Here is a 24,056-nt window from a genome sequence, read left to right as displayed (position 1 = left end):
CCTCCATAACGCAGCATGGCCCGGGTTTGTGCCCGCCCGCCGCGCAGCTCCCGCCCGCAGGGCCCCCTATACCCCGCCCTTGGCCGGAATATCGCGGCGCGCCCTGCCCCTTGAGCCAAAACGGGATCAGCGGGTGGCAGAGTTTCGATTGATAGTAATGCCAGGGTGGAGGATTTGTATGCAGGATCTACGGCTTGTAGGCGTACACGACGACGGGGCGCATCTCCTGTTGAGCGGTGCCGGCGGCGAGATGTTCCAGCTGCCGATCGACGAAGCGCTGAGGACCGCGACCAGGTCAGCCGCGAGGCCGCCGGTCGAGCGGCCTGCCATTCCCATGTCTCCAAGGGACATCCAGGCCCGGATCAGGGCAGGTGCGACTGCTGCGGACGTGGCGGAACTTTCCGGCCTGCCGCTGGCTAAGGTCGAACGCTACGAGGGTCCCGTCCTGGCGGAACGCGAGTACGTTGCCCAGCAGGCACGAAAGGTCGAAGTCGCTTCGCCCTCGCCAGGTCACGACATCTACCGGTCCGCTTTCGGGGACAATCCCGCCACGCTCAATGACATGGTGGCGCACCGGCTGTCAGCTCATGGCATTGATCCATCGACGGTGGAGTGGGATTCCTGGCGGCGCCAGGACGGAACCTGGACGGTGCAGGCCAGCTTCGAGACCAACACCGGCGGTACGGCCGGTATCGGCGAGGAGCCGCCTGCCCTATGGACCTTCAGTCCTGCCAGGAGGTCCCTGCAGAACGCGAACCGGTGGGCGCAGCAGCTTAGCGAACTCGAGCCCCTGGATGGACCCGTCCCGGCGCGCAGGCTCTCCGCGGTCTCCGACCGCCCCTTCGACTTCGAGACCGACGCAGACTCTGCCCGCACGTCACCCCGGCCTGGTCCCGAGGCTGAACTTACTGACGGCAAGGAATCAGACGGACTCCTGGACATGCTCCGCTCACGCCGCGGACAGCGCCTGGGCGTCGACGAGGATTCCGACGACGCCCTGGCGCTGCTTCTGACCCACGGCGTTCCCGCTGCCCACCCGCGGCCGTCGGAAGTTACACCTGAACCGGAAGAATCCGGCGACGAGACACAGGATGACACCCCTGAATCCCCGGCCGCCCAAGCCAGTTCCTTCACCCGCCGTCGCGACGCGAGGCCATCCATGCTGTCCCGGCTTAGCCTCATTCCCCCGCACCGGGACGCGATGGAAGATGCCCTAAAGCTGCACGACGGCGTGAGTACCGATACCCGCGAAATCACCATTGTGGCGTCCCCCCGCAGGCCCTCCGGCAGCAGCCCTGAGGCCGGGAACGGGGACGCCAACGGCACCCGTGACGACACCGGCAACAGTATCGGCAGCGGCACCAATGACGGCAGTCCTGTCAGTGGTGGCGGTTTGAACGAGCTGCTGGGCGGGAATCCCCGGCGGCGGGCTCCGGGCCACGAAGACAACGCCCCTGTTACGGGTCAGCTTCCGGAGACGGGAGCGCCTGAACGCCAGCCGGGCAGGCCCAAGCGTTCCAGCGTCCCTTCATGGGACGAGATTGTCTTCGGTACGCGCGGCGACTAGCGCTCAAGCTACAAACATCGGAGGCTAAGGCCTCGATTTGTTCCGTGTTTCCTGACTAGACGTGGACCGCTAAGGCCAGCATGAGATGCCACTCGGCGAACGGGTCCTGGGGCAGTTCGTCTTCGGGAACCCCGGGGTCCTCAGGAATGTCGAAGTCCGGCAGGTCCTCGAGGAGCGGATCCTCATAGTCGGTTTCTGAAGAAGGCATGCCTTGTTCGGGCAGGCTTGGATTTTTGCCACACATATTGGACAGCTCGAGGTCCAATTGGTCCAGATGGGGCAAAGCCGGATGAGACATTCGTTGGCATTGAACGGCGGGATCAGCGCGGTGCCCGTCCGCCATCCGCTCCGGTGCTAGCCATTCCGGCCACACTGGTGGTTCCCAGTCCTGCTGTTCGCTTTTGTAGTGCCGGCCGGACGGTGAGATCCAGCCGGGCGGTTCGGTTGTGGTGGCCGGGGTGGGTTTCCAGCCGCCGGTGTGCCGAAGTTTGTGGTGTTTGCGGCAGGGTTGACCGAGGTCCCGCCGTTGTGCCAGGCAAGGATGTGGTCGGCTTCGTTGTCCAGGGAGGGGTTGTTGCAGCCAGGGAACGGGCATTTGCCGTCCCGCAAGCTGAGCCAGTTCCGCATGGCCTTCGTGAGCCGGTAGTTGGTGCGGCCGATCTCCAACGGTGCCCCGTCCCGCGGATCCACCAGCACCCGGTAGAACGAGCCTGCACCCTTGGCAACGAGGTCCCGTGCCATCGACGCCGGAATGGGGCCGTAGCCGTCCAGCATCGCCGGCTCATCAGTCAGGCCCATCAGGGAGAACACCGGCACGGTGACCAGCACCTGGGCCCGGGGTGAGGGTATCTCGGTGGTCGTGCCGCCCAGGAGCCAGCCCGCAGCGACATCTGCCCGGAGCTGGGAGAGGGTGCGGGATTCCTCCGGTCCCTGCATGTCCCGGGAGATGTCGGTGAGCCGGTCCAAGATCGCGGACGCCTGATCCGCGGGCAGGCACGCGGCGATCCAGGCCGTCCCGTCGTTGTCCGGCCAGTATTCGACCCGCCGGTCCGCCACACCCTTGGCGTGCCGTTTCTCCAGGCTTTCCGGGTGGTGGCGTTCCCGCCACCCCCTGGCCTTGGCCTTGAACCGGTACGCCGGCATCTCCCCTACCGGGCACCGCCGGGCCGCACCAGGGGCCTCCGGGTCCAGGAAGTGCGCCTCCAAAGCCGCCGCCCCGGCAGGGTCAAGGCCCACGGTCTGATCCACCATGGTCCGGGCGTGCGCCCAGGAAATCGTGTCTGACTGCAGTGCCGCCAGGGCCCGCGGCAGGGACGTGGTGAGGGCATGGGAGTCAGCGAGCAGGGCACCGGCGGCCCGGTCACCAATCGCCAGCACACACCCGACCTCGGCGACCAAGCTCCGGTCCTGCGCCGTCGCCTCATACGGGGAAGAAGCCGGCGGATTCAGCGCTTTCGTGGCCGCAGCAAACACCGCCACCGCTTCCGCCTTCACTGCCGCGATCTTCGCTTCGGACCGGGCCACCCCGGCAAGAACATGCAAAGCCCGATCAGCAACCCGCTGCAACGGATCATCATCAAACCCCACCCCAGCACCAGGAATGCCCGCGGCATCGGGTCCGCCAGTGGCACCGGAAACAGCTGTATCGCTGCCAGCCAGCGCCGCCATGAATGCAGCGACAGCAGCGACAAGGGCTTCCTCCGCCTGCACCACTGCCGGGTTCGTTTCCATGCAACTATCCTCTTGCGAGGGTCTGACAAAACAGGGCCCTAAACGCAGAAGCTCAGCGAAGGTGCCGGGGTCATTTGTGTAGCTTGCGTCAGAGCGACGAAGGAGCAGCAAGCGGCAAATGGCCGCGGTGCCGGAGCAGCAACCCCCACCGGGCAGGATGCGGCGTCGGACCTGCCTCGGGTGCCAGAGCAGCTCATGCTGATCCCGTTGCTAAAACCCGGTAGCCCCGGCTCCACCCGCTCCGCGCCACAGGCAGGCATCGACTTCGAACGGCAGCAGCGGGTCCTGCTGGCCCATCAAAGCGGCGCCATGGGCAGTAACGCGACGCATATAGTGCCTACGGCAGAGGGTCTCGTAGCCCACAACCGGGACGTGGTCGCCGCCCCAGGGTGCGGCAGCGGATTCTCCCGCCATGTCCACGTCGCCCACCACCACCTGCGCGCCTTCGGTGACCATCACGCCGTCGACCGTCCGGGCATTGTGGGTGGCGCGGCGGCCGCACCAGCACAGCGCCTCCACCTGCAGCACCTGCACCCGGTCGGCCAGTTCGACAAGCCGCTGGGAACCGGGAAAAAGCCTGGTACGGAAATCGGCGGTGATACCGAAAGCGAACACGTCCACGTCGATCTCGTCCACGACCTTCGCCAGTTGTTCCACCTGCTCGGGCGTATAGAACTGGGCTTCGTCACAAATCAGGTAGTCCACCCGCTGCCCCTGCGTGCGCCGCAGCATGACTTCCTCCCAGAAGTCGGTGCCGTCCACCACCTCAACGGCATCGGTCTGCAGGCCCAGGCGGCTGGAGATGCGCGATTCGCCGGCGCGGTCGTTGCGGCTGAAGCGCACTCCGCCGCGTCCCCTGGCCCGGTGGTTGTGGTCCATCTGCAGCGCGAGGGTCGACTTTCCGCAGTCCATGGTGCCGGAGAAAAAGACCAGTTCAGCCACGGCGTGAACTCCTGCCGCCGGCCGTAAAGCAGAGCAGGGGGACCTCCCGCTCGGCTTTGGTGAGCGAGCCGTGCTGGCCCACCACTTCCATGGCGGTGGGACGGACGCGGCGTGTGTCATACAGGGCCACGGCGTCCCTCGCCGCGATCATGATGTCGCCTATCCTGCCCTCGACGGCGGGACGGACCGTGCCGAACAGGCCCGCCGCGAGTGCGTCCTCACGGGTGAAGGCCCAGACCTGTTCGCCGAAACGTGCGCGCCAGGCCGCGAGCAGGCGGTCACGGACGTCCTCCCCTGCACCGTGTTCAAGGTAGAGATGAACCATCCGCGGCTCCCCCGCGGTATGCCGGACCCCTTCCACCAGGGCTGGCTCGGCGGAGAAATCGATACGTTGCTGCTCCGGGACGTCGAGCATGCCGTGGTCCGCGGTGAGCAGGATGGTGGTGCCGGCGGGAAGGGAAGCGTTGAGCCGCTTCATGGTGGCGTCAAGCTCTTCGAGCTGGTGCTCCCACTGCTCGGACTGGCAGCCGTAGCGGTGCCCGGCCTTGTCCAGCTCGTTCAGGTAGAAGTACATCAGCGATGGATTGGCGGCGGACATGGCCTCCGCCGCAGCTTCCGTCCGGGCGTGCGCCGTGGTGGCGGAGATGAATTTACCGCCCCGCAGGGCGGCCCGGGTCATTGGCGAGCCGCCGAACTGCGGCAGGCTGACGGTGGTGACGTCCACGTGTTCCGCGGCGCGTTCCAGGACCGTGGGAAACGGCTGCCACGTCGCGGGGTCGACGGCGGGATCCCAGTTTCCGAGCAGGTTGACTACCTTGTCCTGCTCCGGGTCCAGCACGTCATACCCCACCATGCCGTGCTGGCCTGGTGCGAGCCCGGTGCCGAAACTGGCCAACGCGGCCGCGGTAGTAGAAGGGAAGGCGGAATCGAGCCAGACGGGGACCGCTCCCTGCCCGGCCTGGATGACCGAGCGCAGGAAGGGCGTGTGGGCTGATTTCTGCTTCAGCAGGTTCCGGCCCAGGCCGTCCGCCAGCACCACGCACACGCGGGAGGCGGCAGGCAGGCCAAGGGTATTCTCAAACCCGTCCACGCCCAGGCTCGCAGCGGCGCTGGTGAGCACGTCGGCGATGGAGCGTTGCCCGTAGGCAGGCGCAGGCGGCAGGACAATCTGACGTGGCCGGGCGGAAAAGTTGGCGTTCGGGTGGCGGTCTTCGGGCATCAGCGCTGCTGGTGCCCGCGGCTGAGGCGGTTGCCGAAGACTCCTGCACGCGGCCGCGGCGGCATCGACTGCGCGTGCGGCTGCGGCGCGGGGGAACCGGTATTGACGGCACGAAGTGCGCGGGCGAAAAGCTTCGCATCCTGCACCGCCTGCAGGCCGTCCGCCTCGGCGCTGATGCGCAGGACGATGTCCTCCTGGGCGATGGTTCCGCTGTAGCCGTGGTCGGCTTCGCACTGGGGATCCCCGCAGCTGGCTGGGCCCATGTCCAGCCTCTGGCCGCCGGACCAGGCGATCGACAGCGTTACCTCCCGCACCGGGTCGGAGGGCTTGTAGTTCTGCGGCTGTGCATACATGTAGCTGAGCACAACGGACCGGATCTGGGCCACGGGAACGGACTCGGTGGAGATTTGGGCGACGATCTGCTCGCCGGCCTCGTCCAGCTGCTGGTCATCGACGTGGGTGATCACCAGCATGTCCGAGGTGAGCACCAGCACCGTGATGTGGCGCCGGACTTCCGCACGGTCGAAGTGGGTTTCCAGGTGCACAAGGTGGGCAACACAGTCGCGGCCGTCCAGGGCGTCATCGACGACGTCGGCCACGAGGCGGGGGTAGAAGCCCGCCTTCTGAAGGGCGCCTTCCAGGCTCTGGCCCTGGGCGCTATGGCTGTGTGAGCTGTGGTGGCGGACTGCCTGGGTTTCATAGTCGGGCGTTTCGGGCGCCGACGCGGGAGGCTGTGAGCTCATTCCCCCATTTTCACAGATCGGCCGGTCACTTGCTAACCGCCTCAGCCCAGCATGGCCCGGCGCGCGCTGTCCGTGCGCTGGGCGGCATTGCCGATGCGGATGTCGGCAGCAAGGGTGGTGGCTCCCGAGGTCCCGCACAGGACGGGGTTGAGTTCCACCAGGGCGATCTCGGGGTGGTTGTCCTTGAGCCAGGCGAGGCGGCCGGCAAGGTCCTCCAGCGCCTTGACGTCCACGGCAGGCAGGCCCTGGTAGCCAAACAACTTTTGGGCCGCCCGCGGCGCGCGGATGAAGTCGTCGACGTCGCCGGCGGAGAGCGGCGGCACCCGGTGCGCCCAGTCGTCGAGCAGGTTCACCGCGTCTCCGGCGAGCCCGAACGAGATCACCGGGCCCAGCAGCGGGTCCTCGATGGCACGAAAAGTGCAGGCCTGTCCTACCGGCGCCATGCTTTGAACTTCCAGCGCGGGGTCGCCGTAGCTTGAGAGCACCCGCCGCATCTGCAGCACGTTCTGCCGCAGCGATTCCGCATCCTGGATGTCCAGCCGCACACCGCCGAGATCCAGCCGGTGCCGGAGGGCAGGATCGGTAGTCTTCAGCACGACGGGCCAGCCCAGGGCATCCGCAGCCTCAACGGCCTGGTCCGGGTCATCAAAGCCCACCGAAGGCAGCACCCTGATCCCGTAATGGCCCAGCAGCGAGGCCGCGGCTGCCGGATCCAGCTTTTTCAGCTGCTCACCTTTGACATCCCTGAGCAGGGCTTCGATTTCGGCCCGGGCGAGCTCGGGATTACATCCTTCGGGTTCCACGAAATGCCCCTGGTCCCGGGACACCCATTCCGAATAGCGGACCACGGCAGCGAGCGCAGCGACGGCTGCCCCCGGATTGGAAAAGCAGGGGACGGCACGTTCCGTGGATCCCAGCATCCCCTCCACGGAGATGGAAGGGTCAAGGATGCCGGTGAAGGCGGCCACCACAGGCTTTCCCGCTGTTGCCGAGCATTCGGCCAGTACTTCCGCGATGCTGTCCACGGTCAGCCCGCGGGCGGGGAGCAGCGCCGCAACAGCCGAGTGGACGGCGTCGGACCCGAGTGTCTTGAGCAGGCTGGCGCGCAGGGCGGGAAGGGCAACCGACTGCCCGGCGTCGAGGTCCACGCCGGTGACCAGTTCCGCAACCATAAGGCCCTGGGAAGACGCACTGTCTGCCACCACCTTCCCCAGCGCCCGGGAGTTGCTGAAGATCGCCAGTCCCGGACCGGCGGGGAGTGGCTGGGCGGAAACCACCTGCGCGACGTCCATCAGCTGCTCAATGGTTTCCACCCGGATGACGCCGGACTGGCGCAGCATCGCGTCCAGCGCGCCGGAGGGCGCCTGGGTTGTCCGGACCGCGTGCCCGGGCGGCAGCCGCAGTCCCATGGCGTCGGACTTGGCCACGATGACCGGCCTGGTCCGGGCCAGGCGCCGGGCCAGGCGGGAGAACTTGCGCGGGTTGCCGATGGATTCAAGGTAGAGCCCGACGGCGGTGGTATCGGGATCGTCCTCCCAGTACTGCATCATGTCGTTGCCGGAGACGTCAGCCCGGTTACCGGCCGACAGGAACGTGGACAGTCCCAGCCGGCGCCGGCTGGAAGCGGCGTACAGGGAGACGCCGATGGCCGCGGACTGGCTGAACAGGCCCAGCCCGCCCCGGAGCGGCATGGTGGGCGCCATCGAAGCGTTGAGGGACACCTCGGGGTTGGTGTTCACGATTCCCAGCGACGCCGGCCCAATAACCCGCATGCCGCTTGCCCGGGCCTGCCGCACCAGGTCCCGCTGGCGCAGCAGGCCGCGTTCGCCGTCGTCCGCGAAGCCTGCGGAGGCAACCACCAGCCCCCTGACGCCGGCAGCGGCGCAATCCGCCACCACGGCGGGGACTTCTTCATAGGGGACGGCGACGACGGCCAGCTGGACGGGGTCCGGGACCTCGGCCAGTTTGCCGAACGACATCATGCCCGCGAGCTCCAGCGCTTCCGGGTTGATGGCGTAGACGGGGCCGCTGAAGCCGCCTTCGATAATGTGCTCCAGCAGCTGGTAGCCGACGGTCCCCCACTTGCGGCTGGCACCGATCACGGCAATGGACGACGGCGTCAGCAGGTCCCGCACGCTCCGCGCCTCCGCGCGGTGCTCCCGGGATTCCATCACGGCACGGGACTTCTCCGTGGGGTCGATGTTGAACTCGAGGCTGACGACGCCGTCGTCAAAGTGCCGCCGGACGTCGTAGCCGGCCTCGGAAAATACCTTCAGCATCTTGCGGTTTTCCGGCAGCACCTCGGCGCTGAAGCGCCGGATCCCGTTTTCATGCGCCGCGGTGGCCAGGTGTTCCAGGAGGATGGACCCGATTCCCCGTCCCTGGTGGGAATCGGCAATGTTGAACGCCACCTCCGCCTCGGTGGGGTCATCAAGCCGGTCGTACCGCCCAATGCCAACGATTTCGCCGCGGATGGTGATGACGAAAGCCACCCGGTCCTTGTAGTCGACCTCAGTGAAGCGCTTAAGCTCTTTGCTGGACAGCCTGGCTTTGAAGGCGAAGAACCGCATGTAGATTGAATCCTGCGACTGCCCGACGTGGAAGGCCTGGACAGCGTCAGCATCGGAGGGATGAATCGGCCGCAAGTGGGCTGTCCCGCCGTCCCGCAGCACGACATCGGCTTCCCAATGTTCCGGATATTCGCCGTCCCCGGGCTGATCCACCATAGGCTTAGCCTAGCCAAAAACTTCCGCAGCACACCCCCGTCAGCTGCATAGTACCGAAGAAGGATTTACCAACCCCCATGGCACGCCGCCAAAGTCCAGCCCCCGCAGTAGACACCAGCTATACGGAAAACATCGTGGACATCGATGTGACCTCCGAAATGGAGGGCTCCTTCCTGGAGTACGCGTACTCGGTGATCTACTCCCGGGCGCTTCCGGACGCCCGGGACGGCCTCAAGCCGGTGCAGCGCCGCATCCTCTACATGATGAGCGACATGGGCCTTCGCCCGGACCGGGGACACGTCAAAAGCGCCCGCGTGGTGGGCGAGGTCATGGGCAAGCTGCACCCGCACGGCGACACGGCCATCTACGACGCCATGGTGCGCATGGCCCAGGACTTCTCGCTGCGGTTGCCGCTGATTGACGGGCACGGCAACTTCGGCTCGCTCGACGACGGCCCTGCCGCCCCGCGGTACACCGAGGCGCGGCTCGCGGCTGCTGCCCTCACCCTCACCGACCACCTCGATGAGGACGTGGTGGACTTTGTCCCCAACTATGACAACCAGCTCACCCAGCCGGACGTCCTGCCGGCCGCTTTCCCGAACCTGCTGGTCAACGGGGCCACGGGCATCGCCGTCGGCATGGCCACCAACATGGCCCCGCACAACCTCGTGGAGGTCATCTCCGCCGCCCGCCACCTGATCGCCAACCCGGACGCCACCCTGGACGACCTCATGCGTTTCGTCCCCGGGCCGGACCTGCCCAGCGGCGGCAGGATCGTGGGACTGGACGGTATCCGCGATGCCTACGCCACCGGCCGCGGCTCCTTCAAGACGCGGGCCAAGGTGGAGGTGGAACAGCTTTCCGCGCGCCGGACCGGCCTGGTGGTCACCGAACTGCCCTACATGGTGGGCCCGGAAAAGGTCATCGAGAAGATCAAGGACGCCGTCAACTCCAAAAAGCTGACCGGCATCAGCGACATCGTGGACCTGACGGACCGCAAGCACGGCCTGCGCCTGGTGATCGAGCTCAAGAACGGCTTCAACCCGAACGCTGTGCTCCAGCAGCTGTACCGCTATTCGCCGATGGAGGATTCCTTCGGCATCAACAATGTCACTCTGGTGGACGGCCAGCCGCAGACGCTCGGACTGGTGCAGCTGCTGACGGTGTACGTGAACCACCGGATCGATGTGGTGCGCCGCCGGACCGCTTTCCGGCTGGGGAAGAAGAAGGACCGCCTGCACCTGGTGGAAGGCCTCCTGATCGCCATCGTGGACATCGATGAGGTCATCCAGATCATCCGGTCCTCCGACGAGGCCGCCGCCGCCCGGGCCCGGCTGATGTCCATCTACGACCTCACGGAAATCCAGGCGAACTACATCCTGGAGCTTCGGCTGCGCCAGCTGACCAAATACTCGCGGATTGAGCTGGAGAAGGAACAGGACGAGCTGCGCCGTGAAATTGCGGAGCTGGAGGCCATCCTCGGCTCCGAGGAGCGGCTGCGGAACCTGGTGTCCGACGAACTCGGCGCCATCGCCGAGGCGCACGGCACCCCCCGGCGGACCGTGTTGCTCGAATCCGAGGCGGTGTCCCCCACCGTCGCCGCCGACCTGGCCCTGGCCAACGGGAAGAAGGGCAAGCCAGTCCCGCTGGCACTGGAAATCGCCGACGACCCCTGCTGGGCTATCCTGACCGCCTCGGGCCAGATAGCGCGCACCAGCAACCGGGAGCCGCTGGCAGAGGCGGGACCAAGGACCAAGCACGACGTGTATACCTCGGTGGTCAAAACGTCCGCCAGGGGCGAGATTGCCGCCGTCACCTCGCAGGGGCGCATGCTCCGCCTGCAGGTGATGGACATGCCCGTCCTGCCGCCGGTTTCCGGGCTGCCGAACCTCGCCGGCGGCGTTCCGGCCAAGGACTTCATCACCCTGCTGAAGGGGGAAACCCTGGTGGCGTTCGCCCCGCTCGACGAGGTGCTGGCCATCGGAACGGCCCAGGGAGTGGTGAAGCGGGTGCAGCCCGACTATCCCCTGAACCGCGAGGACTGGGAAGCCATTGCGCTGAAGGACAAGGACTATGTTGTGGGTGTCGCGCCCGCGGGAGCGGACGATGCAGAACTGGTCTTCCTGACGAGCCAGGCCCAGCTGCTGAAGTTCGCTGCCGGCGGAGTGCGGCCACAGGGGCGCACAGCCGGCGGCATGGCCGGAATAAAGCTCGCTGCCGGTGACCGCGTACTCTTCTTCGGCGCCGTCCAGTCAAAGGACGAGTCCGCAGTGGTGGTGACCATCGCCGGCACCACGGGGGCACTCCCGGGCACGGCGCCGGGTACCGCCAAAGTGACAGCATTCTCCGAGTACCCCGTGAAGGGACGCGCGACGGCGGGAGTGCGGGCACACCGCTTCCTGAAGGGCGAGGACATCCTGCTGCTGGCGTGGGCCGGCCACGGCCCCGCGAAGGCTTCATCGGCGGCCGGCGTCGCCCGGTCCCTGCCACAGGAGCACGGGCGGCGCGACGGTTCCGGGATCCCGCTGTCCCAGCCGGTCGAGGTGGTGGGCCCTGCCATGGCCTGGCCGGATCCCGCTTAGACTGCTCACATGCCTATCGTGCCTGATGAAAAGGACTGGACCTGGGTCCTCACCCGTCCGTGCCCGGAATGCTCGTTCGATGCCTCCACGGCCACGCCATCAACTGTTGCCGGCAGTATCGGGAGCCTGCTCCCCCGCTGGCGGGCAGTGCTGCGGCGGCCTGACGTGGCCGAGCGGCCCAACGACCACTCCTGGTCCGCGTTGGAGTACGCCTGCCATGTCCGGGACGTGTTCAGCCTTTTCGACCAGCGGCTGAACCTCATGCTCGATTCGGACGATGCCAGGTTCGAGAACTGGGACCAGGACCAGACGGCCGTCGACAAGGACTACGCCAACGCCGACCCCGCGGTGGTCAGCGCCGAGCTTACGGCCGAAGGAAAGCAGGCGGCGGAGTCGTTCGCCGCCGTCCGCGAATCGGAGTGGGGACGTAAGGGGCTGCGCAGCAACGGCTCGGAGTTCACCGTCCTGACGCTTTCCCAGTACTTCCTGCACGACGTGGTCCATCACCTTCACGACGTGGACGGCTGATCCCCCGCAGATAAGGCCACAAGGCGGTCGTCCTCTGACCGGGCATGCTCTGCGGCTGCCGTGCCGGCACCGGGCGCAAGCACCAGGCGTGCATCCTCGGCCCGGATGTCGGCCGGGTTGTGCGTCACCAACACCACGGTGCGGTGCCGCAGTCCGTGCCGCAGGTCCGACAGCATGGCCCGTGCCGACTCTGCATCCAGGTGGGCCGTCGGCTCATCCAGCAGGATCACCTCCGCACCGGTCATCAGGGTGCGGGCCACGGCCAGGCGCTGCCGCTCCCCGCCGCTCAAGAAGGCCCCGCCGGGACCGATCCGCGTGTCCAGGCCTGCCGGCAGCCGCTCCAGCAGGCCGGCCAGTCCGACTGACGCCAGGGCAGCCAGCATGTCGCCGTCGGCTTCCCTGCCGGTTCCGGCGGTTCCGCCACCGGAGGCAGGCCGGCCCAGCAGCAGGTTCCCGCGGATGGTGGAATCAAACAGGTGCGCTTCCTGCGGGCACCAGGCAGCCCGGCCCGTCACGCCGACCCGTCCGGCGGCAACCGGCAGGAAGCCGAGCAGCACCGACAGCAGCGTGGACTTTCCCGAGCCCGATGGGCCGGTGACGGCCAGCCACCTCCCCGGCTCCGCCACGGCGTCCAGGCCGGAGAACACGGGAGCCCCGCCGGGCCAGGCGGCTGAGAGGCCTGCCAGTTCGACGCCGGGAAGGCTGCGCGGGCGGGCAGGAACAGTCTGCAGGCCATCACCATCGGCCCCTCGAGGATCACGGTGCTCGCGGTGGTCCCGGGCGCTCTCCTCCAGCGCCCCGGACCCGGCCATGCGCTGCATCACCGTCCGCAGCGCAGGGAACTGGCGTACCGCCGTCGTCATTGCTGCGAAGGGCTCCACCAGCGCCAGGAGCAGCAGGACCACCACGGCCGCCGTCGCCGGCGGGAGCTGCCCGGCGAGCACCGCCGGACCCGCCAGCCAGGCGGCGCCAAGGGCGGCGGCACCACAGGCAGCGGTGGTGATGGCCTGTCCCAGGCCGTCAGCCCAGGCCGACCGCTGCGAAGCCTTGGTGGCCTCGCGGTCCCGGGCACGCAATGCACTGAGGACGCGGGGAGCAGCGCCGTTGGCGTGGAGTTCGGCACGGGCGTCAAGGGCTGCCGAAACCCGTCGCAGGACCCCGGAGCGGAGGAGTTGCTCGGCAGTGGCGGACTTGCGGTCGCCCCAGAGGGCAACTGCCGGTGCGAGCAGGAGGCTGGCCACACTGGCAGCGATCACGGCCGGAAGCGCGGCGGGCACCAGCAACGTCGTGGTGATCAGGGCCAGTGCCGAAACCGCCAGTGCTGTGACCGGCGGCAGGACAACGCGCGGCAGGAGGTCGCGGACGGTATCGACGTCGTCAATCACCGTTCCCAGGACGTTGCCGCCCTGCAACAGCCGTCGGAGCGGCAGCGCCCGCCGGCTCAGGGATTGCCACAGCCGGCCCCGCAGCTGCGTGAGGGCAGCGAAAACGGCATCGTGCAGGAGGAGCCGCTCACAGTACCGGAGCACAGCGCGGCCGATTCCGAAAAACCGGACGCCAACGATGGCGGTCAGCAGGTAAAGGATGGGCGGCTGCTCGCTGGCCCGGATGATGAGCCAGCCGGACAGCCCGGACAGGGCCACGGCGAAGACTGCCGCCAAGGTACCCACCAGGGCTGCGGCGGCAAACTTGCCCCGCACGGGCGCCAGGAGTGCCGCCAGCAGCCGGGCCGCTCCGCGCTTGTCTGCGTCCTGCCCGCCAGCGCTTGCAGCCGGAGCTTCTGCAGGAGCTGGCTGATCCCCCGCAGGGAAAGAGGGCACAGCCCGTGCCGGCGCGCTCTGGTTCACAATATGCGGGACGGCTTCCTCACCATCCGCAGGGTGTTCGGTGGCCGGGATCGCCCGGCTGTGCCTGCCCACCGGCACCAGGTGTTCCGCGAGGGCGCGGGTGCGGTTTTCGTGCGCCACCAGGATGACAGTCACCTGTCCCCGGAGCTTCCGGATGGCGTCTTCCACCAATGCCGCCGAGGCATCGTCCAGGTGCGCCGTGGGTTCATCCAGCAGCAGGACGGTGGCGCCGGCCTCGATCCGTGCCAGGCCCCGTGCCAAAGCGACGCGGCGGAGCTCTCCCGGGCTCAGCTCCGCAGGGTGTTTGGCAGCAAGGTGTCCGGCTGCAGCACGGACCAGGCAGGCACGGGCAGCAGCTTCCGCTCCTTGGCGCCGGTGTTCAACTGTTTCAGTGCCGGCGCTGCCCGAGAGGTAGAGGACCACCTCGTCGAGCACCGTCTCCGCCACCATGACCGGATGCTGGGGAACCCAGGCAATCCTGGTGCGGTCCAAACCCGTGATGGTGCCGCTGACGGTAGTGCCGGCTCCGTGGCCGATGGTCCCGGCCAGTATTCCCAGCACCGTGCTTTTGCCGGCGCCGCTGGGTCCGTCCAGCGCGGTGATCCTGCTCTGCGGTGCGCTGAAGCTGAGCGGTCCGACGGCGGGCAGGGACCGCCCTTCGTAGCTCACCGTGAGTCCGCTGACAGTGATCGGTGCACCGGGCCTTCCGGCCGGTACTGTCCGAAGCGGCTGCGGCTCCGGCGCGTCAGTCACTGCCGTTGTTTCGGCGAGCGCCACCCGCCCGTCGTCGCTGGCATGGTGGGCGGTGCCCAGTTCGCGCAGCGGCAGGTAGCAGTCCGGCGCGAGGATCAGGGCCAGCAGGCCGGCCTCCAGTGGCATGTCGCCGTGGACCAGCCGGACGCCGATGAAAACAGCCACCACGGCAACGGAAATGGTGGCGATGAGCTCGAGCGCCAGCGCCGAGAGGAACGCGGTCCGCAGGGTCCCCATGGTGCGGGCACGGTATTCCTCGGAAATTTCCTCGAGCGCCTTGCGCTGGGCGGTGGCACGGCCCAGGCCCACCAGGACCGGCAGTCCCTTGGCGAGTTCCAGCATGTGGGTGGAAAGCCTGGCGAGGGACGCCTGCGCCTCGCGGACGTTGTCCTCCGTGTACCGGCCGATCAGCACCATAAACAGCGGCACCAGCGGAACGGTCAGGACGATGACTACCGCACTGACCCAGTCGGCGAAGAGGATGCGCGCCCCCACCAGGAGCGGGATGGCCGCACAGTTGACGAGCGCAGGCAGGAACTGTGTGTAGTAGCTGTCCAGCGCGTCCAGTCCGCGGGTGGCCAGCACCGCCAGTCCGCCGTCGGCCGGTCCTGTGCCGCGGACGCCGTTGCGCAGCGCCCTTTCCAGCAGCCCGGAGCGCAGCTCCTCCTTGATGCCGAGGGCGGCGCGTCGGGCTGCGACCGCCTGCCCCCACACCGTGAGGGACCTTAGCACCACTCCTGCCATGCCCACTGCCATCTGGTCCGCCCAGGCAGGGTTCCCCGCAGCGAATCCGGCAAGTGCCGAGGCCACGGCCTGCCCGATCAGGACCAGCGACAACGCCTTGAGGGCGGCGAGGAGTCCCAGCCAATAGATGGCTGAACGGGTGGCCGGGCCGGGCGGGAAAGTAGGACGCATGTCAGCCCTTGGTGGTGAATGCCTTGGCGGCGATGGCCGGCAGGAAGCTGTGGGCTTCCGGGATGTGCGCTGCGCTGACCCGCCTCCGGAACACCCAGTAGGTCCAGGCCTGGTAGGCGATGACCAGGGGCAGGCCGAACGCTGCCACAACACTCATAAGGCCCAGAGTGTAGTCGGAGGATGAGGCGTTGGAAATGGTCAGGTCAAAAGCCCCGTTCAGCGTGGACGGCAGCACCACCGGGAACACTGCACCGAAGATGGAGGCCGAACCCAGCGCCAGGAAGGCTCCCAGCGCGACGAACGCCTTGCCTTCCGCCCCCTTGCGGGCCTTGGCCCAGGCTGCAGCCGCTGCGGCAACCGCCAGCAGGACCAGCGCCCAGGTCCAGGCCTTGCCGTCGAGGAACTGGATGCTCAGCGCCCAGCCCGCAATGGGCAGGAGCAGGACGGGAAGCAGCCGGACGAACCAGGTGCGGGCACGGTGCCGGACGTCGCCGTCGGTCTTCAAGGCCAGGAAGGCGAGGGCGTGTACCAGCGAGAACCCGACGACGGCGAGTCCGCCCAGCACTGCGTAGCCACTGAACCACGCCAGCGGCCCGCCTTCGCGGTCCCCGTTGGCGTTCAGCGGAAGGCCGGTGGTGGTCAGGGCCAGTGCCGCACCTACGCCGAAGGCTGCGAAGAAGGACCCCAGCGCGATGGCCCAGTCCCACCTGGCCCGCCACTGATCTGTATCCACTTTTCCGCGGTACTCGAAGGCCACGGCCCGGAAGATCAGGGCAACCAGTACCACCAGCAGCGGAAGGTACAGGGCGGAGAAGAGGGAGGCGTACCAGAGCGGAAACGCGGCAAAGGTTGCCCCGCCGGCGGTCAGGAGCCAGACCTCGTTGCCGTCCCACACCGGGCCAATGGTGTTGAGCAGGACGCGGCGCTCGGTGTTGTTCCGGGCGAAAAGCTTCATCAGCATGCCCACGCCCAGGTCAAAACCCTCAAGGAAGAGGTAGCCGGTCCACAGCACCGCGATGGCGATGAACCAGATGGTTGGCAGCAGTTCCATGTCTTCGTTTTCCTCTGCTCTTCTTTGGCGGGGACTGGTGGCGCGGACTAGTAGGCGAAGGCCAGGACGTCGTCGGCGGGTTTCCCGCCGCCCTGGCCTCCCGGGCCGGGGGTTGCGTCCTCGTTTTCGTCAACGGGTGCGTGCACCAGCTCGGGCATGGCGGAGACGACGCCGCCCCGGATGTACTTGACCAGCAGTTTCACTTCCACCACCAGCAGCACCGCGTAGATGGCCGTCAGCGTGATGAGTGACGCCAGCAGTTCGCCGGCGGTGACACCGGGTGAGACAGCGGCCGCGGTGAACATAAAGACCTGGTCGATGCCGTTGGGATCGGGGTTGGGTGCCACCACAAAGGGCTGGCGGCCCATTTCGGTGAAGATCCAGCCGGCTGCGTTGGCTCCGAACGGGGCGAGGATTCCAAAGACGGCGAGGCGCATCAGCCACCGTGATTCGGGGACGGTTCCCTTGCGGGTGAGCCAGAGGGCCACCAGGGCCGCGAGAGCTGCCAGTCCGCCGAACCCGATCATCATGCGGAAGCCCCAGTAGGTGACCTCCATGACCGGAAGGTAGTCGATTTCCTGGCCGGCACGTTCCCCGTAGATGGGGTTGTCGGGCAGGTGTGTTCCGTACGCCTCCTTGTACTGGGGCAGGAGGCTGTTGACGCCCTGCACTTCGGTGGTGAAGTCGCCCTTGGCCAGGTAGGAGAGGATGCCGGGGACCTCGATCAGGGCCACGATGTCGTCGCAGTTCTGGGAGCCGAGGTTGCCGACGCTCAGGACAGAGAAGCCGGTGCCGTCGTGGCAGGCTGCTTCTGCGGCCGCCATCTTCATGGGCTGCTGCTCGAACATCAGCTTGCCCTGGAGGTCTCCCGTGAGGGCGGTGCCGGCGAAGGAGATCATGGCCACCACCGCGCCGATGCGGAGGGACCGGATCCAGACCCTGTGGTCATCCTTGTCCCGGCCGGGGATGTCCGTTGCCTCACCGGGGACCACCTTGCCGTCAGGACCAACGGTGTCGACGCCGTCGCGCCGCCTCCGCCACAGGTGGTACCAGGCGATGCCGAGCAGGAAGCCGCCGGCTACGGCGAGGGCGCCGAACAGCGTGTGGGGAACGGCAACGAGTGCGGTGTTGTTGGTGAAGACTGCCCAGGCGTCCGTCATCACAGGCCGGCCGTCGATCATCTCCACACCTACGGGGTGCTGCATCCAGCTGTTGGCCACGATGATGAAGTACGCGGAGAACACCGAGCCCACGACGGCGATCCAGAGGCAGGCGAGGTGGATGCCCGGCTTCAGCTGCTTCCAGCCGAAGATCCACAGGCCCAGGAAGGTGGACTCGACAAAGAAGGCCAGGAGCGCCTCAAGTGCCAGCGGCGCCCCGAAGACGTCGCCCACAAAGCGGCTGTACTCACTCCAGGCCATTCCGAACTGGAATTCCTGGACGATGCCGGTGGCCACGCCCATGATGAAGTTAATAAGGAAGAGCTTCCCCCAGAACTTGGTCATCCGGAGGTATTCAGGTTTTCCGGTGCGGTGCCAGGCCGTCTGGATCACTGCCACGACCAGCCCCAGGCCGATGGTCAGCGGGACCATCATGAAGTGATAGACGGTGGTGATGCCGAATTGCCAGCGTGCGATTTCCAGAGCGTCCAAAGCGTCCAAGGCGGTCCCTACTGTCCGGGCGAAGGTTTTCTACGTGATGTAGAAACTCTAACTTCTACAAAGTGTAGAACAACGCCGGCGGCCGAGTAAAACGGACCGCCGCACCTCCGCGGTCCGTCGCAGCTCCAGGCAAACACTGTTCTACCCGATGTAGAAAGTGTCAGGGAATCGGGGTAAATTGGTTCCTGTAGTTGAAACACGCGTCAAGTCACCGCAACCCTTTCGGTTGTGGTGCGGGGAACAAAGGAAAAGTGCAATGGCTAGTCTTGGTGAACTGGAACGGGCAGTGATGGACCTGCTCTGGGCGGGCCATGAAGCAGCCACCGCGAACACTCTGCGGGACCGGCTCGCACAGACATCGGTGGGCCAGGATGGTGCCGCCGGGCACGAGGGCAAGGAACTTGCTGTCACCACGGTGCTCACCGTGCTGTCCCGGCTGGAGAAAAAGGGCCTGGTGGAACGCGAACGGGGTACCCGCCCGCACCGCTACCAGGCTGTATCCAGCCGCGAGGACCACACCGCCGAACTGATGCACGAGGTACTGGGGTCGGCCCCGGACCGCGAGGCCGTGCTGGCCCGTTTCATCGGATCCGTTTCCGAAGGTGAAGCCGAGACTCTGCGCAAACTGCTTGGCCACCCCTAACGGACCATGTTCTGGGCCTCGTACCTGCTGGCGGTCCTTGCGATAGTCCTGGCCTGGCCGGTGCCTATCCTCCTCTCGAGGGCGCAGTGGCCCGCGCGCTCTCCCTTTACCGCCATGCTGCTGTGGCAGGCCATCGCACTGGCCGGCGGATTGTCCATGATCGGCGCCATGCTGGTGTACGGGCTGGAACCCATCGGCGATAACCTCCTTGCCGGGCTCCGGGCACTGGCCGGGATGGTGCTTTTCAACGCGCCCACAACCGCCCTGGGCTTCTGGCATATCTTTGCGCTGTCCGCCGCGGCCCTTCTGACGGCCCACCTGGTATTCACCCTGCTGCTGACGTACTACAAGATCGAACGCCAGCGGCGGCGGCACCGCGAACTTCTCGCGCTCCTTGCTTCGCCCTCAGCCGAAGGCGCCCGGACACTGGTGATAAACCACGATTCGCCTGTTGCCTACTGCCTCCCGGGCGGCGCCCGCTCCGTGACCGTGCTGTCCGACGGCCTCATGGCAGCCCTTGAGCCGGCTGAACTCCGCGCGGTCCTGATTCACGAAAACGCCCACCTGAGCCAGAGGCACCACCTGCTGCTGTGGGCTTTCGCCGCCTGGCGCCAGGCACTCCCCTGGCTGCCCACCACCCGCCTCGCCCAGGAGTCTGTCAACTCCCTCATCGAGATGCTGGCCGACGACGTCGCCCTCAAGACCGAAAGCAAGGCGACGCTGATCAAGGCCATCGCCATTGTGGCCAGCGGTTCGACGGGGACTGCCGATGACGCCGTCATTCGTTCCGGCGGCCCCAGCATGGCCCTGGCCGGGCTGGATGCCGCAGCCGGCACGACTGGCTCGGACTCCGCCCGCACCACGGCCTCGCGCGTCAGTCGACTGCTCTCCCCGCAACCTGAGCTGCCCGCCCCGGTCCGAAGCCTGGTGCTGGCAGGCTGCGTCCTCCTGCTGGCCCTGCCGACGGCCCTGCTGGTGGTGCCGGGCCTGCTGGGCTGACACCCGCCGTCGTCCTGCCTGCACAATCTTCAGGCACCGGCACGCGGTCCCACCGCCGTCAGGCGTCGATGCGCTCCCGGTCCAGGCTCGCCGCGCCGGCGATGATGAAATCCTTGCGCGGCGAAACATCCGAGCCCATCAGCAGGTCAAAAATCTCCTCGGCCTGCTTGGCGTTCTCGATCCCTACTTTGCGGAGGGTACGGTGCCGGGGGTCCATGGTGGTCTCGGCCAGCTGTTCAGCGTCCATCTCGCCCAGGCCCTTGTAGCGCTGGATGGGTTCCTTGTAGCGCTTGCCCTCCTTCGCCAGCCGCGCCAGCAGCACATGCAGCTCGGCTTCGGAGTAGGTATAGATCATTTCGTTGGCTTTCTGGCCCGCGTTGATCACTTCCACCCGGTGCAGCGGCGGGACCGCGGCAAAGACCCGGCCCTCCTCGATCATCGGGCGCATGTAGCGGAAGAAAAGGGTGAGGAGCAGCGTGCGGATGTGCGCGCCGTCCACGTCCGCGTCCGTCATCAGGATGACCTTGCCGTAGCGGGCGGCGGCGATGTCGAAGCTGCGGCCGGACCCTGCCCCCACCACCTGGATAAGGGCCGCGCATTCGGCGTTGGAGAGCATATCCCCCACTGAGGCTTTCTGGACGTTCAGGATCTTGCCGCGGATGGGCAGCAGGGCCTGGAAGTCCGAGGACCGCGCCAGTTTGGCGGTTCCCAGCGCCGAGTCGCCTTCCACTATAAAAAGTTCGGAACGTTCGACGTCGTCCGTGCGGCAGTCAGCGAGCTTCGTGGGCATGGAGGAGGTTTCCAGCGCATTCTTGCGCCGTTGCGTTTCCTTGTGCACGCGGGCCGAGATGCGGGACTTCATCTCGTTGACGATTTTTTCCAGGAGCAGGGCGGACTGCGCCTTGTCGTTCCTGTTGGCGGAGGTGAGTTTGGCGTTGATTTCGCGCTCGACGACCTTGGCGACGATCGCGCGCACAGCCGAGGTGCCCAGGATCTCCTTGGTCTGCCCTTCGAACTGCGGTTCCGCGAGGCGGACGGTCAGGACGGCGGTAAGGCCGGCGAAGATGTCGTCCTTTTCGATCTTGTCGTTGCCGGCCTTGAGCTTGCGGGCATTGTTTTCCACTGCCTTGCGGAAGGTCTTGACGAGGGCCTGCTCGAACCCGGCCTGGTGGGTTCCGCCCTTGGGGGTGGAGATGATGTTGACGAAGCTCCGGACCGTACTGTCGTAGCCAATCCCCCAGCGCAGCGCCACATCCACCTCACAGTCGCGCTCCACCTCCGCGAGCTGGCTGTGGCCCCGTTCGTCCAACACGGGAACCGTCTCCTTGAATTTTCCGGAGCCGTGCAGCCGCCACACATCGGTGACGGCCGGATCGGCGGCCAGGAATTCAACGAATTCGGAAATCCCGCCGTCGTGGTGGAAGACCTCCTCGTGGGGACCGGACTCGCCGGGTGTCCCCGGGACCTTGCGCTCATCGCGGACCGTCAGTTTGAGGCCGGGCACCAGGAAGGACGTCTGCCGGGCCCTCGCAGCGAGTTCCTCGTAGGAAAACTTTGCGTCCGGGGTGAAAATCTGCCGGTCTGCCCAGTAGCGGATCCTGGTTCCCGTGACACCCCGCTTGGCCTTGCCCACAACGTCCAGCACTGAGTCGTCCACGAATGCGGTGAACGGCGCGGCGGGATCGACTTTGGACCCGGTGTCCTGGAAGCGCCCGGGCTCGCCCCGGCGAAAGGACATCTTGTAGGTTTTTCCGCCCCGGTCCACCTCGACATCGAGGCGGGAGGACAGTGCGTTGACCACGGAGGCGCCCACGCCGTGCAGGCCCCCCGAAGCGGTGTAGGAACCGCCGCCGAACTTGCCGCCCGCATGGAGCTTGGTAAAGACCACCTCGACGCCGGTGAGCCCTGTTTTCGGTTCCTTGTCGATGGGGATGCCGCGGCCGTCGTCGTGGATCTCCACGGAGTTGTCGGCGTGGAGGATGATCTTGATGTCGTGGCCGAATCCGGCCAGTGCCTCGTCCACCGAGTTGTCGATGATTTCCCACAGGCAGTGCATCAGGCCGCGGGAGTCAGTGGAACCGATGTACATGCCGGGGCGCTTGCGGACGGCTTCGAGGCCCTCCAGTACAGACAGGTGCCGGGCAGTGTAATCAGAACTTGGTGCCACTGGTGATGAACTCCTTCAGGGACGGAACAGCGGGCTGGGATCGCTCTTCCAAGGGTAGTCGGCCGGGCCCGGCAGTACCGACTGCCACACCTGCCGGAGCGTGTGCCCCGCGCCACGTGGCACTCCTTGCGGGGGCGTGCGGCGATCTTGATCCATTCTTGCGGCTACGCGCACAGCGAACTTGCCCCATCCTTGCGATGGTTTTGTTACGAATGCTGGTTATATAGACGTACTGATCTACTAAGGAGGCCGACATGACAACAGCAGTGGCAGACCGCACACTCAACGCACTGGACAGGTGCGATCGTTGCGGAGCTCAGGCATATGTCCGGGTTGTACTGGAGTCCTCCGGTGGTGAACTGCTTTTCTGCGGCCACCACGCCCGTGCAGTTGAGGCGACGCTCAAGCCCTTGAGCTCCGACTGGCACGATGAGACGGGGAAGCTTCACGAGAAAGCTGCCGTAGAAATCGACTAGCTAGGCAGAAGCTGTGGGACCCCACCGGAAGGTGGGGTCCCACTCTTTTTAAGGTGATTCAAGCAAAAGCGGCCCGCCGGCTGCCTTGCCCGTTACGGGGTTCGGCAGCCCGCGGGCCGCTTTTTGCTGCGTTCCGGTTCTAGTCCAGGTAGTCGCGAAGCACCTGCGACCGGGAGGGGTGGCGGAGCTTGGACATGGTCTTGGATTCGATCTGGCGGATACGCTCGCGCGTGACTCCGTAGACCTTGCCGATTTCGTCTAAAGTCTTCGGCTGTCCGTCCGTGAGGCCAAACCTCATGGCCACAACTCCGGCCTCGCGCTCCGAGAGCGTGTCCAGCACGGAGTGCAGCTGTTCCTGCAGGAGCGTAAAGCTCACGGCGTCGGCCGGGACCACAGCCTCGGAGTCCTCGATCAGGTCGCCAAACTCCGAATCGCCGTCCTCGCCCAAGGGGGTGTGGAGCGAGATGGGCTCGCGGCCGTACTTCTGGACTTCCACGACCTTTTCGGGGGTCATGTCCAGTTCGAGCGCCAGCTCTTCGGGCGTAGGTTCGCGGCCGAGGTCCTGCAACATCTGGCGCTGGACGCGGGCCAGCTTGTTGATGACTTCAACCATGTGCACCGGAATACGGATGGTGCGTGCCTGGTCAGCCATGGCGCGTGTGATCGCCTGGCGGATCCACCAGGTGGCGTACGTGGAGAACTTGAAGCCCTTGGTGTAGTCGAACTTCTCCACCGCACGGATCAGGCCCAGGTTGCCTTCCTGGATCAGGTCCAGGAACAGCATGCCGCGGCCGGTGTAACGCTTGGCCAGCGAGACCACGAGGCGGAGGTTGGCTTCGAGCAGGTGGTTCTTGGCGCGCTTGCCGTCATGGATGATGAATTCAAGCTCGCGCTTGTACTTCGGATCCATCGAACCGTCGTCCGCAGCGATCTTCTCTTCTGCAAACAAGCCGGCTTCGATCCGGAGCGCAAGGTCCACTTCCTGCTCGGCGTTGAGCAGTGCGACCTTGCCAATCTGCTTCAGGTAGTCCTTAACAGGATCAGCGGTAGCTCCGGCGGACATAACCTGCTGGACAGGTGCGTCGTCGTCATCAGCATCGGAGTAGACGAAGCCCTTGCCGGAACCGGCTGCGCCCTTGACGGGATCGGCCTCGGCATCCTCCTCAACCACATCAGGGCCTTCGAGGATGATTTCGTCGAGGTCTTCCTCGACTTCTTCTACTTCATCGGCGTCCGTGTCACCGGCCGATTTCCCGGCCGCCTCAGCAGCAGCCTTCGCGCCGGGTTTGGGCCCGCGCTTCTTGGGCTCACGCTTGCCGTCCGCACCAGCTTCACCGGCAGAAGCCTTGTTGGCTGCCCGTGTGGCGGCCCGCTTGGCGTTTGTTGCAGCCTGCTTCTCCTCGGCGGACAGTTCGTCCTGGGCTGCGGGGTCCTTCTTCGTGGAAGACGGGGTCACAGAAAACCTTTCTAGCGGTGGTCTGTGGAATCACCATACGGGCAACACCA

The 24,056-nt window shown here is 66.5% G+C and carries 16 protein-coding genes and 1 pseudogene; 6 read left to right on the top strand and 11 right to left on the bottom strand.

Annotated elements, in window-relative coordinates; translation table 11 throughout:
• Positions 1–178: 178 nt before the first annotated feature.
• Positions 179–1,567, top strand: a complete 1,389-nt coding sequence (sepH, locus tag M1D93_RS08355) for a septation protein SepH (RefSeq protein ID WP_461174641.1) — start codon at positions 179–181, stop codon at positions 1,565–1,567.
• Between the two features lie 55 nt (positions 1,568–1,622).
• Here sepH and M1D93_RS08350 read toward each other — a convergent pair whose 3' ends face one another.
• From M1D93_RS08350 to M1D93_RS08325, 6 genes and pseudogenes are all read right to left on the bottom strand, one after another.
• Complete coding sequence (locus M1D93_RS08350) at positions 1,623–1,775, bottom strand: hypothetical protein (protein ID WP_461175111.1); 153 nt, start codon at positions 1,773–1,775, stop codon at positions 1,623–1,625.
• Between the two features lie 147 nt (positions 1,776–1,922).
• Positions 1,923–3,298: pseudogene (locus tag M1D93_RS08345) on the bottom strand (HNH endonuclease signature motif containing protein); the annotation flags it as partial.
• A 210-nt stretch (positions 3,299–3,508) separates the two neighbouring features.
• On the bottom strand, positions 3,509–4,240 hold the full coding sequence (locus M1D93_RS08340; protein ID WP_461174640.1) for a thymidine kinase: 732 nt from the start codon (positions 4,238–4,240) through the stop codon (positions 3,509–3,511).
• Complete coding sequence (locus tag M1D93_RS08335; protein WP_461174639.1) at positions 4,233–5,459, bottom strand: alkaline phosphatase family protein; 1,227 nt, start codon at positions 5,457–5,459, stop codon at positions 4,233–4,235. The genes M1D93_RS08340 and M1D93_RS08335 overlap by 8 nt, the downstream gene beginning before the upstream one ends.
• Positions 5,459–6,202: a DUF5998 family protein gene (locus tag M1D93_RS08330; RefSeq protein WP_461174638.1), complete on the bottom strand. Its 744-nt coding sequence runs from the start codon at positions 6,200–6,202 to the stop codon at positions 5,459–5,461. The genes M1D93_RS08335 and M1D93_RS08330 overlap by 1 nt, the downstream gene beginning before the upstream one ends.
• 41 nt (positions 6,203–6,243) lie before the next feature.
• A complete protein-coding gene (locus tag M1D93_RS08325) occupies positions 6,244–8,928 on the bottom strand; it encodes a bifunctional acetate--CoA ligase family protein/GNAT family N-acetyltransferase (RefSeq protein ID WP_461174637.1) in 2,685 nt (894 codons plus the stop codon).
• 77 nt (positions 8,929–9,005) lie between these two features.
• Between M1D93_RS08325 and M1D93_RS08320 the strand changes: the two genes are divergently transcribed.
• Together M1D93_RS08320 and M1D93_RS08315 are read left to right on the top strand one after the other, a co-directional pair.
• The gene (locus tag M1D93_RS08320; protein ID WP_461174636.1) at positions 9,006–11,510 is read left to right on the top strand and encodes a DNA gyrase/topoisomerase IV subunit A; all 2,505 of its coding nucleotides are present in this window, start codon (positions 9,006–9,008) and stop codon (positions 11,508–11,510) included.
• 9 nt (positions 11,511–11,519) lie between these two features.
• The gene (locus M1D93_RS08315; RefSeq protein WP_461174635.1) at positions 11,520–12,038 is read left to right on the top strand and encodes a DinB family protein; all 519 of its coding nucleotides are present in this window, start codon (positions 11,520–11,522) and stop codon (positions 12,036–12,038) included.
• Here M1D93_RS08315 and cydD read toward each other — a convergent pair.
• From cydD to M1D93_RS08300, 3 genes are read right to left on the bottom strand one after another with little or no spacing between them, the layout of a single operon-like run.
• Positions 12,020–15,553 (bottom strand): thiol reductant ABC exporter subunit CydD, encoded by a 3,534-nt coding sequence (cydD, locus tag M1D93_RS08310; protein ID WP_461174634.1) that lies wholly within the window; start codon positions 15,551–15,553, stop codon positions 12,020–12,022. The two genes, M1D93_RS08315 and cydD, sit on opposite strands and share 19 nt — an antisense overlap.
• 1 nt (position 15,554) lies before the next feature.
• Entirely contained in the window at positions 15,555–16,604 is a 1,050-nt protein-coding gene (cydB, locus tag M1D93_RS08305) for a cytochrome d ubiquinol oxidase subunit II (protein WP_461174633.1), read from the bottom strand.
• A 47-nt stretch (positions 16,605–16,651) separates the two neighbouring features.
• A complete protein-coding gene (locus M1D93_RS08300) occupies positions 16,652–18,256 on the bottom strand; it encodes a cytochrome ubiquinol oxidase subunit I (protein ID WP_461174967.1) in 1,605 nt (534 codons plus the stop codon).
• A 265-nt stretch (positions 18,257–18,521) separates the two neighbouring features.
• On the opposite strand from M1D93_RS08300, the gene M1D93_RS08295 reads away from it, so the two are divergent.
• Both M1D93_RS08295 and M1D93_RS08290 read left to right on the top strand, forming a co-directional pair.
• On the top strand, positions 18,522–18,908 hold the full coding sequence (locus M1D93_RS08295) for a BlaI/MecI/CopY family transcriptional regulator (RefSeq protein ID WP_256247476.1): 387 nt from the start codon (positions 18,522–18,524) through the stop codon (positions 18,906–18,908).
• 6 nt (positions 18,909–18,914) lie between these two features.
• Positions 18,915–19,907 carry a M56 family metallopeptidase gene (locus tag M1D93_RS08290; protein WP_461174632.1) on the top strand — a complete coding sequence of 331 codons (993 nt, stop codon included), beginning with the start codon at positions 18,915–18,917 and terminating at the stop codon, positions 19,905–19,907.
• Positions 19,908–19,965: 58 nt separating this feature from the next.
• Here M1D93_RS08290 and M1D93_RS08285 read toward each other — a convergent pair whose 3' ends face one another.
• Complete coding sequence (locus M1D93_RS08285; RefSeq protein WP_461174631.1) at positions 19,966–22,074, bottom strand: DNA gyrase/topoisomerase IV subunit B; 2,109 nt, start codon at positions 22,072–22,074, stop codon at positions 19,966–19,968.
• Between the two features lie 254 nt (positions 22,075–22,328).
• Between M1D93_RS08285 and M1D93_RS08280 the strand changes: the two genes are divergently transcribed.
• On the top strand, positions 22,329–22,550 hold the full coding sequence (locus M1D93_RS08280) for a DUF7455 domain-containing protein (protein ID WP_013600696.1): 222 nt from the start codon (positions 22,329–22,331) through the stop codon (positions 22,548–22,550).
• 139 nt (positions 22,551–22,689) lie between these two features.
• Here the strand turns inward: M1D93_RS08280 and M1D93_RS08275 are convergent, their stop codons facing one another.
• On the bottom strand, positions 22,690–24,006 hold the full coding sequence (locus tag M1D93_RS08275; protein WP_461174630.1) for an RNA polymerase sigma factor: 1,317 nt from the start codon (positions 24,004–24,006) through the stop codon (positions 22,690–22,692).
• Positions 24,007–24,056 lie beyond the last annotated feature (50 nt).

The organism is Arthrobacter sp. Z1-9, assembly GCF_054792695.1.
Note: the sequence above shows the minus strand (reverse complement) of the source record. Positions and strands in the feature narration are given on the sequence as shown.

Excerpts from the sequence above, each read along its gene's own strand:
- M1D93_RS08290 (WP_461174632.1), top strand. The coding sequence starts at position 18,915 with ATGTTCTGGGCCTCGTACCTGCTGGCGGTCCTTGCGATAGTCCTGGCC.
- M1D93_RS08280 (WP_013600696.1), top strand. The coding sequence starts at position 22,329 with ATGACAACAGCAGTGGCAGACCGCACACTCAACGCACTGGACAGGTGC.
- M1D93_RS08325 (WP_461174637.1), bottom strand. The coding sequence starts at position 8,928 with ATGGTGGATCAGCCCGGGGACGGCGAATATCCGGAACATTGGGAAGCC.
- M1D93_RS08330 (WP_461174638.1), bottom strand. The coding sequence starts at position 6,202 with ATGAGCTCACAGCCTCCCGCGTCGGCGCCCGAAACGCCCGACTATGAA.
- M1D93_RS08315 (WP_461174635.1), top strand. The coding sequence starts at position 11,520 with ATGCCTATCGTGCCTGATGAAAAGGACTGGACCTGGGTCCTCACCCGT.
- sepH (WP_461174641.1), top strand. The coding sequence starts at position 179 with ATGCAGGATCTACGGCTTGTAGGCGTACACGACGACGGGGCGCATCTC.
- cydB (WP_461174633.1), bottom strand. The coding sequence starts at position 16,604 with ATGGAACTGCTGCCAACCATCTGGTTCATCGCCATCGCGGTGCTGTGG.
- M1D93_RS08335 (WP_461174639.1), bottom strand. The coding sequence starts at position 5,459 with ATGCCCGAAGACCGCCACCCGAACGCCAACTTTTCCGCCCGGCCACGT.
- M1D93_RS08295 (WP_256247476.1), top strand. The coding sequence starts at position 18,522 with ATGGCTAGTCTTGGTGAACTGGAACGGGCAGTGATGGACCTGCTCTGG.
- M1D93_RS08350 (WP_461175111.1), bottom strand. The coding sequence starts at position 1,775 with ATGCCTTCTTCAGAAACCGACTATGAGGATCCGCTCCTCGAGGACCTG.
- cydD (WP_461174634.1), bottom strand. The coding sequence starts at position 15,553 with ATGCGTCCTACTTTCCCGCCCGGCCCGGCCACCCGTTCAGCCATCTAT.
- M1D93_RS08320 (WP_461174636.1), top strand. The coding sequence starts at position 9,006 with ATGGCACGCCGCCAAAGTCCAGCCCCCGCAGTAGACACCAGCTATACG.